The 14,602-nt window shown below is 34.0% G+C and carries 13 protein-coding genes; 10 read left to right on the top strand and 3 right to left on the bottom strand.

Going from position 1 to position 14,602, the window contains the following annotated elements; all coding sequences use genetic code 11:
• The first annotated feature begins 977 nt into the window (after positions 1–977).
• On the top strand, positions 978–1,334 hold the full coding sequence (locus tag E0Z07_RS12230) for a four helix bundle protein (RefSeq protein ID WP_006259132.1): 357 nt from the start codon (positions 978–980) through the stop codon (positions 1,332–1,334).
• Between the two features lie 114 nt (positions 1,335–1,448).
• On the opposite strand, the gene E0Z07_RS12235 is transcribed toward E0Z07_RS12230, so the two are convergent.
• Both E0Z07_RS12235 and fahA read right to left on the bottom strand, forming a co-directional pair.
• Complete coding sequence (locus E0Z07_RS12235) at positions 1,449–2,114, bottom strand: SMI1/KNR4 family protein (protein WP_225600483.1); 666 nt, start codon at positions 2,112–2,114, stop codon at positions 1,449–1,451.
• A 132-nt stretch (positions 2,115–2,246) separates the two neighbouring features.
• The gene (gene fahA / locus E0Z07_RS12240; RefSeq protein ID WP_006259130.1) at positions 2,247–3,530 is read right to left on the bottom strand and encodes a fumarylacetoacetase; all 1,284 of its coding nucleotides are present in this window, start codon (positions 3,528–3,530) and stop codon (positions 2,247–2,249) included.
• A gap of 109 nt (positions 3,531–3,639) precedes the next feature.
• Here fahA and glyA point away from each other — a divergent pair, with 109 nt between their 5' ends.
• From glyA to E0Z07_RS12265, 5 genes are all read left to right on the top strand, one after another.
• Positions 3,640–4,914 (top strand): serine hydroxymethyltransferase, encoded by a 1,275-nt coding sequence (gene glyA, locus E0Z07_RS12245; RefSeq protein WP_131540802.1) that lies wholly within the window; start codon positions 3,640–3,642, stop codon positions 4,912–4,914.
• Positions 4,915–5,136: 222 nt separating this feature from the next.
• A complete protein-coding gene (locus E0Z07_RS12250; protein ID WP_006261021.1) occupies positions 5,137–6,099 on the top strand; it encodes a hypothetical protein in 963 nt (320 codons plus the stop codon).
• Positions 6,100–6,185: 86 nt separating this feature from the next.
• The gene (locus tag E0Z07_RS12255) at positions 6,186–7,559 is read left to right on the top strand and encodes an aldehyde dehydrogenase (RefSeq protein WP_131540803.1); all 1,374 of its coding nucleotides are present in this window, start codon (positions 6,186–6,188) and stop codon (positions 7,557–7,559) included.
• Between the two features lie 112 nt (positions 7,560–7,671).
• The gene (locus E0Z07_RS12260) at positions 7,672–8,583 is read left to right on the top strand and encodes a hypothetical protein (RefSeq protein ID WP_131540804.1); all 912 of its coding nucleotides are present in this window, start codon (positions 7,672–7,674) and stop codon (positions 8,581–8,583) included.
• An 85-nt stretch (positions 8,584–8,668) separates the two neighbouring features.
• Positions 8,669–9,514, top strand: coding sequence for a hypothetical protein (locus E0Z07_RS12265; protein WP_039329316.1), 846 nt, complete (start codon positions 8,669–8,671; stop codon positions 9,512–9,514).
• A gap of 52 nt (positions 9,515–9,566) precedes the next feature.
• Here the strand turns inward: E0Z07_RS12265 and E0Z07_RS12270 are convergent, their stop codons facing one another.
• Complete coding sequence (locus E0Z07_RS12270) at positions 9,567–10,133, bottom strand: GNAT family N-acetyltransferase (protein WP_006259124.1); 567 nt, start codon at positions 10,131–10,133, stop codon at positions 9,567–9,569.
• Between the two features lie 56 nt (positions 10,134–10,189).
• On the opposite strand from E0Z07_RS12270, the gene E0Z07_RS12275 reads away from it, so the two are divergent.
• The 4 genes from E0Z07_RS12275 (at position 10,190) to E0Z07_RS12290 (ending at position 14,425) form a co-directional block, all read left to right on the top strand.
• On the top strand, positions 10,190–11,257 hold the full coding sequence (locus E0Z07_RS12275) for an SMI1/KNR4 family protein (protein ID WP_073144354.1): 1,068 nt from the start codon (positions 10,190–10,192) through the stop codon (positions 11,255–11,257).
• Entirely contained in the window at positions 11,257–11,757 is a 501-nt protein-coding gene (locus E0Z07_RS12280; protein WP_073144352.1) for a DUF2199 domain-containing protein, read from the top strand. Before E0Z07_RS12275 ends, E0Z07_RS12280 begins: the two co-directional genes overlap by 1 nt.
• 239 nt (positions 11,758–11,996) lie before the next feature.
• The gene (locus E0Z07_RS12285) at positions 11,997–13,253 is read left to right on the top strand and encodes a hypothetical protein (RefSeq protein WP_131540805.1); all 1,257 of its coding nucleotides are present in this window, start codon (positions 11,997–11,999) and stop codon (positions 13,251–13,253) included.
• A 110-nt stretch (positions 13,254–13,363) separates the two neighbouring features.
• Positions 13,364–14,425, top strand: coding sequence for a CNNM domain-containing protein (locus E0Z07_RS12290; RefSeq protein ID WP_073144349.1), 1,062 nt, complete (start codon positions 13,364–13,366; stop codon positions 14,423–14,425).
• Positions 14,426–14,602: the final 177 nt, after the last annotated feature.

Genomic DNA, 14,602 nt, shown 5'->3' on the forward strand with positions numbered 1-14,602 from the left:
CTTCTTAGGGGATTGCTAGGAGATTTCTAGGGGTTTTCTAGCCTAGAAGGTAGTTTTGTCGAAGAAAGGTGCAAGAAAGGTGCAAGAAAACCTCAAGCAATCTCCTAGTAGGTCAAAATAAAACTATCCTTAACTTGTAAATAAAGACTGAGATAAAATCATGGTTGTTCGATAAAAATATTTAAAAAGAAGTTAGCTTGCAGGTTTATCACGGAAAATCATAGGATACCAATTAGATTATATTTCTCTTCCTGATTACATGGCAAAACTACAATCGAAAAAACAAGTTTTTAGAATAGCTTCCACTTTCTTCCATTCTCTTCCAAAAACTTCTCTTTATTTCCCAAAAGTTCCACTTTATTCCTATATAGATATTATAATTAGCTGATTTACAGATATAAATAATATTATCACTATGCGTTTCTTCGGAACCTCTTCGGAATAATTCAGTGTTTCTTCGGAAGGAAGACTAGTTTTCCGAAGAACTCCAAAAGACTCTCTAATCAACGCCCGAAGAAAACCTTGTTTAATGTTAGTGCTAATCAGTTTCTTTTGTACAGGTAGTTTTGCAATATACGCAAGAGTTTTGATAGTCCTTACGGGCTTTAACTACATTAAGCTATTGCATTTCTTAGAAAACCTTAAAAAAGATTAAAAGATAAAATAAGTCTCTTTGTTTTGACAGCCTTTTTAGGCTTAGTATGAAATAAAAAAGTATAAAACTTATTATATAAAATAGATTCCACGCACTTATCTTTAAGTATGGTGATAAAATGCGTTGTTGTGTAGTTGCTTATAGTGTTGTTTTGTTTTTACGTTTTATGTAATTGTAAAGAACTAATAGTAATCGAACTCAGGTTAGGAAGGGAAAGATAGACGAGTGTATAATCTCTACTTTACGATAACTTAATTATTTCGTAATATTTATGATAGCCTATACCAACATTATTATAAGTAGTTTCGACTAAAATTTAATTATGAATACACATCGCGATTTAGAGGTTTGGAAGTACAGTGTAGAGTTTGTTTCTACTGTTTATGATATTACAAAAGACTTCCCAAAAGAGGAAATATATGGACTGAGCAGTCAGCTAAGACAGAGTGCTGTAGCTATTCCTTCTAATATAGCTGAGGGGAGTGCTAGAAAAGGGAATAAGGAGTATAAACAGTTTCTATACATAGCTCTAGGAAATTTAGCAGAGTTAGAAACTCAATTAGTGATAGCACATGATCTGAATTATTTAGAGAATATAGCTCAATACGATTCTACTATTACAGAGATTAGAAGTATGCTGTACACTTTAATCAAATCGTTGAAAAAGAAAAAGGAATAAGACGTTAACTTACCATGTACAGACTATGGCTAAAAAGACTATTAGCCTATTAAAAAAAGCGTGATACGCACGGGGCGTTTCACGCTTCTTTATTTCAATTATCTATACTGAGTTTTATTCAAATTCAGCAATAGTATTATCTAACCAAAGCTCATACCAGTCTAAAAAAGACAGACTAGCTTCGTTCTCTAGCTCAATACTTGGGTATAATCCGCCGTCATTAACTCTATCATCAGTCCACATAATTCCTTTTTGTTCTCCCGTAATTACTAAGAATAATGTGATACCACATCCATAGTCACATAAGTTAAGTCTTCCATAATCGTGCTCTTCGCCACCGATTATTTCTAATCTCTCTTCGTATAGTTCTTCTTCTAATTCTTCGTTTCCTTCTTCAGCAGCTTTTTCTATCTTATTATCTATTTCACCCAGTGCCTCAATAGGGTTCCAAGGTTGAGTATGCGGGAAAGCTTTTTGTAAAAGAGAAGAAGTGTCTTCTCCTGTGATCATCATTACTTCTTCGTTTACACTAGCTTCCGCTAGTGTTTGTAATCCATAAAATGGACCTACACCACCATTTCCTACTTGTGTAATAAAAGCTACGTAGTCTTTTGGTAAACTGATTTGATGCTCTTTTTCAAATTGTGTTACTTCTTTCTCGCTTAATACAGGGTTTAATATATATTCATGTGTATCAGCACCGAATACTTCCAAGTCTTGGTCTAATTTGTCAAGTTGACTTATTTTTTCTTTGATGCGTTTGATTTGTTCTGTGTACATAGTCATAGTATTGAAGGTTCAAATGTACTTAATAATTAGAAAAGAGTATGGGTTTACTCAAAAAGAAAGCGTGAAATAACAGAGTTACTTCACGCTTTTGTATGTCATTTATACTTGATCAGTATAGTGTTTTTAAAACTTGATTGTAGCAGGAAGTAAAGTACTTCTTACTTCTCCAAAACCAATTCTTACTTCATCATTTTTACAGTATCCTTTCATGGTTACAGTATCATAGTCGTGTAAGAATGTTCTAGTACTACCATCAGGCATGGTGATAGGTTTAGTACCAGCCCAAGTTAACTCTAACATAGAACCATAACTGTCAGGTGTAGGACCAGATATAGTACCAGAGCCCATTAAGTCTCCTGAGTTTACTTTACATCCATTTACAGTGTGATGAGCTAATTGCTGACTCATTGTCCAGTACATATATTTAAAGTTAGATTCAGCGACTAGTTTATCTTCACTATTCTCTGGTTGTATATAAACTTCTAATTTGATATCAAAAGCTTTATCTCCAGTTTGTTGTAGATAAGGAAGAGGAGTAGGGTCTTGTTTTGGGCTTGCTACTCTAAAAGGCTCAAGAGCATCTAAAGTGATGATCCAAGGAGAAATAGAAGAAGCAAAGTTCTTAGCTAAGAATGGTCCTAGCGGTACATATTCCCAAGTCTGAACGTCTCGTGCACTCCAGTCATTTAGAAGAACCATACCGAAGATGTGCTCTTCAGCATCATCTACAGGTACACTATCTCCCATTAGATTAGCATCTGTAGTAATAAAAGCAGTTTCTAGTTCAAAGTCTACACGTTGTGATGCTCCAAAGATAGGCGTGGTAGCCCCTTTAGGAAGAGTCTGTCCTACAGGACGTTTTACATTTACTCCTGAAGGAACAATAGTAGAACTTCTACCATGGTACCCTATCGGGATATGAAGCCAGTTAGGGAATAAAGCATTATCAGGATCTCTAAACATGGTCCCAACATTGGTAGCGTGCTCTTTACTTGAGTAGAAGTCAGTATAGTCTCCTATATACACAGGTAATTGCATTTCTACATCTTCTATTTTGAAGATGACAACATCTCTATGTTTAGTATTGTTTTTTAATTCATCGTTGTTTTGGTCAAATATCTCAGCGATTCTATTTCTTACCGCTCGCCATGTTTTTTTGCCGTTAGAGATAAAGTCATTAAGTGTGTCTTGTAAAAAAACATCATCTGTCAGCTCTATACCTTTAAAATACCCAAGCATTTGTAAGGCACTCAAATCAATGGCATAATTTCCGATACGAGTTCCTATAGTTATAATATCATCTTTGGTGATAAAAACACCGAAAGGAATATTCTGAATTGGAAAGTCAGAATCACTCTCTACTGGTAACCATGTTTTCCTCATCGGATCATTTGCACTAATCATCATAATTGTTTTTTTGTTTAAGTTAATAGTATATTCAAATATATAATTAAGACTGAATATAACAAACGTTTTTTGTACATTTGGAAGCAAATTAACGAAACACACAAACTAAATGAGAAGAGATTCAGAAATTTTCGACCTGATCGTAGAAGAGCAAGATAGACAAATTCATGGTATTGAATTAATTGCTTCTGAAAACTTTGTAAGTGAAGAAACTATGGAAGCAGCAGGTTCTTGTTTGACTAACAAGTATGCTGAGGGATACCCTAATAAACGTTACTACGGCGGATGTGAAGTAGTAGACGTAGTAGAGCAAATCGCGATAGACCGTGCTAAAGCTTTATTCGGTGCTGAGTATGTTAACGTACAGCCTCACTCTGGATCACAAGCTAATACAGCTGTATTCTTTGCATGTCTTAAACCAGGTGACAAAATCTTAGGTTTTGACTTATCTCATGGAGGACACTTAACTCATGGATCACCAGTTAACTTCTCAGGAAAGTTATACAATCCTGTATTCTACGGAGTAGATCAAGAGACAGGATTATTAAATTATGATAAAATACAAGAGGTAGCTACTAAAGAGCAACCTAAATTAATCATCGCTGGAGCATCTGCTTATTCTCGTGATATGGACTTTAAACGTTTCAGAGAGATTGCAGATAGCGTTGGGGCTATTTTAATGGCTGATATTTCACACCCTGCAGGTTTAATCGCTAAAGGATTAATGAATGACCCTGTACCTCATTGTCATATTATCACTACGACTACTCACAAGACATTGAGAGGACCACGTGGAGGTATGATTATGATGGGTAAAGACTTCCCTAATCCATTCGGATTAACTACTCCTAAAGGTGAAGTACGTATGATGTCTGCTTTATTAGACAGTGCTGTATTCCCTGGAAACCAAGGAGGACCTTTAATGCACATTATCGCTGCTAAAGCTGTTGCTTTTGGTGAAGCATTAACTGATGAGTACTTCCAATATATGATGCAAGTGCAGAAGAATGCTAAAGCTATGGCTGCTGCTTTCGTGAAGAGAGGTTATAACATTATCTCTGGAGGAACTGATAACCACATGATGCTTATCGATCTTAAAAATAAGAATATCTCTGGTAAAGAAGCTGAACAAGCATTAGTGAAAGCTGAAATCACTGTGAACAAAAATATGGTTCCATTTGATGACAAATCTCCATTTGTAACTTCAGGTATCCGTATTGGTACTCCAGCTATTACTACAAGAGGTTTAGTAGAAGCTGATATGGAAACTATCGTAGAACTTATTGATAGAGTATTGATGAATCATACTGATGAGGCTGTTCTAGAAGAAGTAGCAGACGAAGTAAATGAAATGATGGAAGAAAGACCAATGTTCGTTTGGTAATCGACTAAAATATAAGATTTTAATAAGGAAGGGGCTCAGAGATGAGTCCCTTTTTTTGTTTAATAAATAGTTGTACTAAGAGGAGATAATGTATATTAGTAAGCGTTCTTGTCATTCCTAAGAGCCTTATTGATAGAGAAGGTTATAAAGAGTCGTTTTAAAGTCTTTGAGAGAAAGAATATGAAAAAGTTTATCATTTTAAGTTTAGTAAATCTTGTTTTTATGAGTACTGTTTTTGGTCAGAAAATCAGAGACTTTGTTGTTTCTGATTCACTTGTCTATGTTTTAAAGGGACAGAATAAAATATCAGTGTATAATAAAGTTACTTTAAAATTAGTAGAGGAAATTCAGACAGAAGGAGATACACAATTAAATAATATTAGTCTGAAAGGGGATGAGTTAATTGTAGTTGCTAATAATAAGAATCTTCTCTTTTACCAAAATAAGGAGTGGAAGATTATCTACAGTAGTCTTAATAAGGTGAATGGAGTACAGTATACTAGTAAAGGTGATGGCTATTTATTCACTGATAAAGGAATAGAAGATGTGTCTACATCTAAGATATACAATCAACAAAAAACTATGAATACTCAAATAAGAATTAAAGAAGGAATGTCTGTTCCTTCAACTTATTTTATAGATAGGAGTAATGTTATTTGGGGAGGTTTTAATTATGGAGAATGGGGTGGAGATATTATTGCTTTTGATACAGAAAATAAGAGTTTTATTGATTTAAATATGAATGAGGTTAAAGTGGAGCTATTACCAGTAGTGAATTTCTTTGAAGATAGAGAACAGGTATATTTCACTTCAGGACTAGAGCATCTGATGTACAGTGGAAGCCTTATTCAGTTTAAAGATTATACTGCAAAAGAAATCTTAGAAGTATATAGTAAGTCTGTTTTCGAGGACAATGGAGATGATATTGAATTATTAGGTGCAGGAGATTATTGTGGTGCAGAGGAGGTTATCTATCTTTTCGCTGGTAAAAATCTCTTAAAAGGACAATTAAGTGTTGATCTTAGTAAAATAGAGAATTGGCAAGTACTATTACCTAAATCTTCTAAACAAGAAAATGAGATGGTAATACGTCTAAAAGTATTAGCGAAGAATAAAGTGATTTACCTAACAGAGAAAGGAACTTTGACTTATTATAACTATGGAGTTATTCATAAAATACCGTAATAACCAACGAGACTTATAGTCTCGCTTTTTGTATTACTTTATCATATCTGTAAAATGAATATCTTTGATAGGATAACTATTACGCTATGGACACTATACTCTCAATATTCAATGCTCAAAAGGACTTCTTTAATAGCAATCAAACGAAGGATATTAGCTTTCGTATTACACAATTAAAGAAACTAAAACAATTGCTTAAAGCCAATGAAGACAGATTGGCTGAAGCGATATATCTAGATTTTGGGAAGTCTTCTTTTGAGACCTATATGACAGAGTTGTCTATTGTTTATCTAGAGATTGATTACTTTATCAAGAATATTAAGAAACTTAGTAAGCCTAAACGAGTTTCTACAGGTGTTATCAATTTTCCTGGGAGGGGGTATATAATGCCAGAACCATTAGGATTGTGTTTAGTCATTGGTGCGTGGAATTATCCTTATCAATTATCTCTTTTGCCTGCTTTGACAGCTATAGCAGCAGGAAATACAGTAATGATTAAGCCTAGTGAATTACCAATGAATACATCCAATGTATTAGCAGAGTTGCTCAATAGTATTTTTCCTAAAGAGCTTTTATATGTGGTAGAGGGGGGAGTAGAAGAAACTACACAGTTATTAAGCCTACAGTTTGACAAGATATTTTTCACAGGAAGTACTGTTGTTGGAAAGATAGTATATCAGGCAGCAGCGAAGAATTTAGTTCCTGTTACACTAGAATTGGGAGGAAAGAGTCCTGTGTTTATTTTAAAAGATTGTGACTTAGAGATAACGGCTAAACGTCTTGTTTGGGCGAAGTTATTGAATGCGGGACAGACTTGTGTAGCTCCTGATTATCTATTAGTAGAAAGAGAAATCAAAGAGAAGTTGATTAAGCAACTTCAGAAAGAAATGAGTAATTACCCATTGGATAGTAAAGAATTACCTTCTCACTATTTACAGATTATTAATACACACCACTTTGATCGATTGGTTAGTTTAATTAATCTTGAGAAGGTATGTTTTGGTGGCTATATAGATAGAGAAAAACGATTTATAAGCCCTACAATCCTTGATAATGTGGTTTGGGAAGATAGTGTTATGCAAGAAGAGATATTTGGCCCTATATTGCCTATTATAGCTTTTGAGTCATTAGATGAGATAATTGAGAAAGTAAAAGAAAAACCTAAACCTCTTTCATGTTATATTTATTCCAAGGATCAGAGCCTTATAAAGAAGATTTTAAGAGAAGTCTCTTTTGGGGGAGGTGCAGTCAATGATAGTTTAATGCATTTGACTACAAGTACCTTGCCTTTTGGAGGTGTGGGTGCTAGCGGAATGGGGAGTTATCATGGACGATATGGTTTCGAAGCGTTTACTCATTTTAAAAGTATACTACACAAGCCATTCTGGTTTGAGTCTAATATGAAATATCCTCCTTATACAAAAAGGAAGGAGAATTGGTTGAGAAGATTATTTAAGTAAAAGAATAAGAGGTAAGTATAATGCTTGCCTCTTTTGTTTTTAATGTAAAAATATTAATTAAAGATAATTGTTTTAACTCTTATTAACTATTTTTGAATTAAAAATAAGTAAAATGAAATGGATTAAACTAATGACAGCTCTTATAGGTTGTACTTTCTTAGCATCTTGTTCATCAGTTATCAAAAGTTCACGAGTGACTGTTTTGCAAGAGAACTATTGTGCGCCTACCATTGTGTATACAGATGATACTACTGAAGAGCAAAGGGCGTTTGAAGATTTAGGTGTTAAACAGAAGTTGTCTCCTCATGATTATAGACTAGCGTCTCATCTAGGATTAGTGTCTCAGTTGGCTAAGTTTATAAATAGTACAGATCCTATAGAGAGATTAGAAGCGAAGCAACAGATTATTATTAGAGTTCAATTGTTTCAGACAGAGATAGATGCTTTGGCAGCAGAACTAGATTGTAATGGGGAGCGATATGATCAACTAGCAAGGGTATTGGATGCTAAAAACGGAACTACCAATACTCAACTAACAGTTGCTTCTATCGCGATCGGTGCAGCAGTTACATTATCGACAGCATTGATTACAAATGATAATACGAATAAAGGTTTAAATATTGCTGGTGGGGTAGTAGGTACAGGACTAGGATTTTTGTTATTAAATCCGAAAGGCAAAAAAGTAGAACTAAAAACGAATCGAAGTTTACTTAGTAATATTTGGTTTGAACAGAATGATAATCTTGCATTTCCTCCTGCAGTATGGAGAGTGATGAATGAAAAATCTTTTAGTAATGAAGGTAAATTATCTCTAATACAGACATTAAAGAATAGATGGCTGTTTTTTGCTTTTAATGAGGAGATTAGTAAAAAGGATGAGGAACTCTATTTTGGCAAAGGTGGATTTTTTAAATCAGAGGGAATTCATTTAATGTCAGATATGAATAATGAGCTTCAAGCAACAGTAAAAACAATCCAACAAGATCTTAGAAGCTTAATTTACAATGTGAGTTTATTGAAATAAGAAATCTAACAGTTAAAAGCTTTTAATATTTGAATAGTTTAATTGTTAAAAAGTAATTACCTTGTGGTGATTTTAATTAAAAAAGATGAAAAAGATACTGTTTTTTATTTCTTGTGTAGCACTTTCTGCTCAGGTACAAGCACAAGAATCTGTTGTTTTATCACTTGACTTACAACCGGGTAGCTCTTATGAGATAATTTCGAATGATAAGTTTAGTACGATTACTAACCTTGTAGGAAATAAAGAAATCATTGAGATGATTAATAAAGAGGGGCAGAATTCTTATCCTACTTATGAGACCGAAGAATCTAATGCAAGTTATACACTACATTGGACAACTAAAAAGAAGAATTCTCTGAACTTTGATTTGGACCTAGAGAAGAGAGTTGCTAGAGTTTTTGAAGGAAAATCAGTTGTAAATACTGAGACTGAAGGGCCTATAAAAGGATATAGTAGAGGTAGTGTAGATGCCAAAAAAGGGTTAAAATTGTCTAAATCATTAGGTGAAAAACACAAGACTTTAGAAGGAGATTTGCTTGTGATGTTAGATGACTTATTTAATGGAAATGGACTTAGTAGTGATCCTATAAAAGTGAATCAAGAATTTGAGTCTACTAATACTCAAAAGATGAGATTATCTGATGAAAGTGAAGTGGAGGTAACAACCAAAGAAGTAAATAAAATAGCCAAAATAGCTAATAATAAAGCCTATTTAGTTATTGAGACAACGATCACCTCTAAGAGTACTTCTACTAAGTTTGCAGAGATGAAAGGAGGAGGTACTAAAGAAGTTATTTATGATATGGAGAAGAAATACTTTGAATCTATAGATGGTAAGTTAGATGTTACGGTTAATATAGAATCAGATGAAGGAGTTAATATCACGATGGTTAATACAACTTCTCAAAATGTAAAAGTGAAGAAAAAGTAATCATAATTGATACGATACATAAATAAGGGTTAGAAGCTAAAACTTCTAACCCTTATTTATTTACTATCGCATACAACACATGGTCAAGGTATTCACCATCCTTTAATGTATAGGCTTTCAATACCCCTTCTTGTTGCATTCCTATCTTTTGCATGATTTTTCCTGATGCTTCATTATGCGTAAAGTGAGAAGCAAATATTCTTTTTAGATGCAATGTCTCAAAGCCAAAATGAACTAGAGCTTGTGCTGCTTCAGTAATATATCCTTTATTCCAGTACTGATCATCTAACCAATAGCCCATCTCAGCTTTATTGTTTGCCTTGTCTATTCCTAAGCCGACTCCACCGATGATCGTAGAGCTACTTTTTAATCGAATAGCAAAGATGTATTTATCTCCAATCTCTAATCCTTCTAAAGCTAAGTTTACCCAAAAAGTAGCACTTGCCTCTGTATAAGGATAAGGGATATTGGTTGTGTTCTGACTGTATACAGGGTTTTTCATAATCTCTAATAGGCGAGGAATATCCTGTAGATTAGGTTGATTTAGAAGAAGGCGTTCTGTGGTTAATTCTATTGTTTTCATAAGAGTTGTTTTTATAAAAATAGTAAATACTTCCATGTATTCAGTGAATTTATTGTTTGAAATTAATAGTATTTTAGCCCAAAATAAAAAAGATGATAGACTTTGATTTTACATCAAAAGGATTTGAGATAAATGGGCAACTGTATAGCTTTCCGATAGCAAAAGAAGAACTGTTTACACTATTTGGAGAGCCAGAGGTATTCTCAGGAGAGCATAATGATGTTTATATTTGGCATACAGTAGGATTACGAGCTTTCGCTAAGGATAGGATAAATATTAATACCATAGAAGTAACTTATAGAGTAGAAGATTACGCTACAGCTGTGAAATCTGCATTTATAGGTCAATTAAAACTAAATGGGGAATCAGATGTAATGAAGTATTATAACGAACATAAGCAAGAGCGTATAAAACTTTGGGATACAGATGATACTGGTGCTTTTAGATTTAATGATGTGACGGTGTGGTATAATATCAGAAGGGAAGAGTTGTATTCTCTTTCTTTACAAGCTTATGAAGAGGTTGAAGAAGAAGAAGTAGCATTATTACCTATTGATGAAAACTTTGAATATTTAGAGGCGGTATGGTATGAATGGAAAAAAACAATAGAACATAGAGTTGGTGCTGATAATAAGTACTATAATCCGACACATGGTATTACTCAAGAACAATTAGATATTGTTGTAGAGCAATTAGACGAAGTAGAATTACCTGCCATTTTAGTTAATTTTTATAAGATAGCGAATGTGAAGTGGAATGCTGTTACTTCAGCACTAAGTTTGCATGCCAACGGATGGGATTATGACTTATTGCCTTTTGAGAAGATAGCAGATGAGTGGGAAGGTATCAATGAGTTGTTCGATGATGATGAGGTAGATGAAGATACAATAACTGATTATGATACCCGACTTAAGTGTACAGGATATGCTAACCCTAAGTGGATTCCTTTTGCAGAAGGGAAGAATGGAGATTATCTACTGATAGATACTGATCCAAGTGATACAGGAACGTATGGACAAATTATAGAATTACAAAATGAGTCTTGGAGTAGAACAGTAATTGCTTTCTGCCTAGAGGAGTTGATTTATAGAGAAATAGAATCTTTAGAAGGAGCAATAACAGAACATCAACAATTTATAATAGATAACGGAACATTCTAATGATATATATATGTGCAGATTGTGGGCAAGAACACGAGGATTGGCCTGCATTAGTATTTAGAGCTCCTGATCCTTACTTAGCACTGTCTGAGGAAGAAAGAGAACACGCAGACTTAACGAGCGAAATATGTAGTATAGATGAAGGAGATGAGACACATTGGTATCTGAGAGGAGTGTTGACTCAGTATGTCTATGATGCCTGCCAATACTTGGATTACGGGGTTTGGGTTAGTCTTAGTGAGGCGAGTATGAAAGACTATTATGAGCACTATGAGGATAAAGAGTACAAGACTACTTATTTTGGTTGGCTAGTGACTAATTTACCTAATTATCCTCCTAATACTTCTTTTGCTTTACCTACCAATGTTGAGGTTGATAATAGTAAAGGGATTCCAACTATTTTACCTCATAAAAAAGGAGATTCAGTATTTATAAAAGACTTTTATGATGGAATTTCGACAGAGGAAGCTTTGAAGAGAATTGAGGCTTTAGTAAAATAGAGTTGGGATTTAAGTATGCCATAATTCAAGATTAGTTTTGCTGTATGATGCTAGCAGATTCCTTGAGGTATTCTTGCACTATTCTTCGACAAAAAGGTGCTCTGGGCAAGGAAAGTCCTAGGAAAGTGCAAGCAATGTGCGCCAAAGTGCAAGGAATACAGCGATTAGACTTTGTACAAAAGGTATAAAGTACCTCTCAATAAGGCAAACTAGAATAAATAGGATAGAGATAGAAAAGAATGAGTAGTAAAGGACAACAATTAGCAATAGATTATAAACAGACAGAATGGAAGACACCTGATGTTTATAATCAATTAAGAGGATTAATGAAGGATGAAGTAGAAATATATGCTTTCTGCCTAGAGTTTCTGATGAATATAGAGAAGGATTCAACGCTTTTTCACAGTGCACTAAGTTATGTTAATGAGAAAGACTTTAGCCAATTAGTTAAAATAGCAATTGATATTTTAAAAGAAAAAGAGAGTGCCGTAGCAGAGAGTGTTATAGAGTATGCAGGTATTCAGTTACCTCATATATTACATCCTTATCTCGATGATTTATTAGTCTTAAATCCTAATGGGGATAGCTATTTTGCAGACTATCATTGGAGAAATTGTACTTCTGCTCAATTACAACCTTATTTAGCTCAATTCTTAGCATCAAGTACCGATTTAGAAACTAAGATTAAGTTGTTTAATTGTTTAGTCGAATCTAGAGATATCACTACTATAGAAAGCCTTATTCCACATGCGTTAGAATTAGAATTGAGCACTTATGTGAGTTCAGCAGATTATATTGATGGGTATTTAGAAGGTGTGGGATTGTGTAGAGAACATGGAAAGGTAAAAAGATATTGTTCAGATCAAACGTATCATATTTTATTTGAACCAAAGTACTTAAACAAGCCAAGTGCAGTACATTTAAACCGTACAGATCATCCAACGTGGAATGGTGTACCATTAGCAGATAAGTATAAAGTAGGTGGGTATCTAACAGAAGACGAGAATAACCCTTTTATGCATATCATTACATTAAATCCTATTCCTGAAGGATTGCCAATACGTTTATCTCAACTAGTGTTGGGATGTCATTTACGTGAATTAAATGAAAATGGTGTTGTCTTTTATCAACACGATGAACAAGGAATTCCTCATAAGATAGGAGAGCCCATGACAATAGAATGGGTAGAAGAGCATGCGATGGTTCCTACAGAAGTAAGTATCGTACCTACGGATTCTCGTTGGTCGTTTCAGTCATGGGCAAGCGCTAATAGTAGAGAGAATTTGTTTAGAATAGGAGGAGAACCTTCTTGGATACAGAGTGGAGAGGTTTTGAAGTGTCCTATTAGCGGAGAGAAGATGCAGTTTATTATGCAGTTAGACTCAGAAGTTCCAGATGTACAAGGAGGTGAAGTGTATTACGGTAGTGGAGGACTGTGTTATATCTTCTGGTGTGATAAGACTAGAGTAAGTGGATACATTATGCAACATACCTAAATATCAGTAACTCATATTGACGTTTCAGAAGCTAATTTGTATGTTTTGATTAATTATTATTCTTACTAAGTGTTTTTTATAGGTAATCTTGTGTATATATTTAAAAATACATGACATTATTATTAGTTTATTTGTTTCTAGCTTTAGCTGTATCTTTTATCTGTTCTATCGCAGAAGCAAGCTTACTTTCTTTATCCCCTTCTTTTTTAAAGTCAAAGGCAGAAGCTGGAGATAAGAAAGCCTTAAAAATGATAAACCTAAAAGAGGATATTGACAGGCCTTTATCAGCTATTTTGTCTCTTAATACAGTTGCGCATACAGTAGGAGCTGCAGGAGTAGGGGCACAAGCAACGGTAGTTTTTGGTGAAGCTTATTTCGGAGTGGTATCTGCTGTGTTGACTTTGTTAATCTTAGTTTTAACGGAGATTATACCAAAGACTTTAGGAGCAAATTATGCTAAGGATATCTATGGATCTATGGCAAGTGTTATTTCTGCTATGGTAGTTGTAAGTTATCCATTAGTGATTATGTCATCTTTCTTGACAAAGAGGTTGAGTAAAAAGCATGCAGAGTCTTCTACTAGTAGAGAAGAGATTGCAACTTTAGCAAGCATTGGAGAGCAAGAAGGTATCTTAGGTGTTAAAGAGAACAAGATTATTCAAAACGTATTCAAGTTAAATGAAGTACGTATAGACGAAATTCACACGCCACGTATTATGTTGGTTAGTGCAGATGAAGAAATGACTTTAAGAGAGTTTCTGAAGAATAAAGAATTTCTACATTTCTCTAGAATCCCTGTGTATAGTGATACGAAAGACAATATTACAGGTTATGTGCTAAGAGAAGTTGCGTTCGAGTATTTAGCAGAAGATAGATTTGATATTCAGTTAAAGGAGATAAAGAGAGATATTCTATTTGTGTCTGAAAAACTGAATGTGATTACGACTTGGAATAAGATGAAGGAGAAGCATGAGCATATCGCTATTGTGGTGAATGAGTATGGTGAAGTAGATGGTCTAGTCACTATGGAAGACATTATCGAGACTCTACTTGGCTTTGAAATTATTGATGAGAAAGATAAGATCGTGGACTTGAGACAATATGCAGAAGAAAGATGGCAAAATAGACAAAAGAAATATGCTTATTTGGCTGATGAAGACGGTATAAAATAAGTTTACAGAGTTTAAAAAACAAAGAACTCCATTACTTTTAGTGATGGAGTTCTTTGTTTTTTGTGTAAATAGGAGTGTTTTTTAAAATATTTTTAATGTTGTTTATCCCTTGTATTTGTTGGGATTAAGAGTGCTTTAATGAAGTCGTTTGAAATAAATATTTGAATTTCTTTAACT

The sequence above is a fragment of the Myroides odoratimimus genome (genome assembly GCF_004337635.1).
GTDB classification, from domain to species: Bacteria; Bacteroidota; Bacteroidia; order Flavobacteriales; family Flavobacteriaceae; genus Flavobacterium; species Flavobacterium odoratimimum.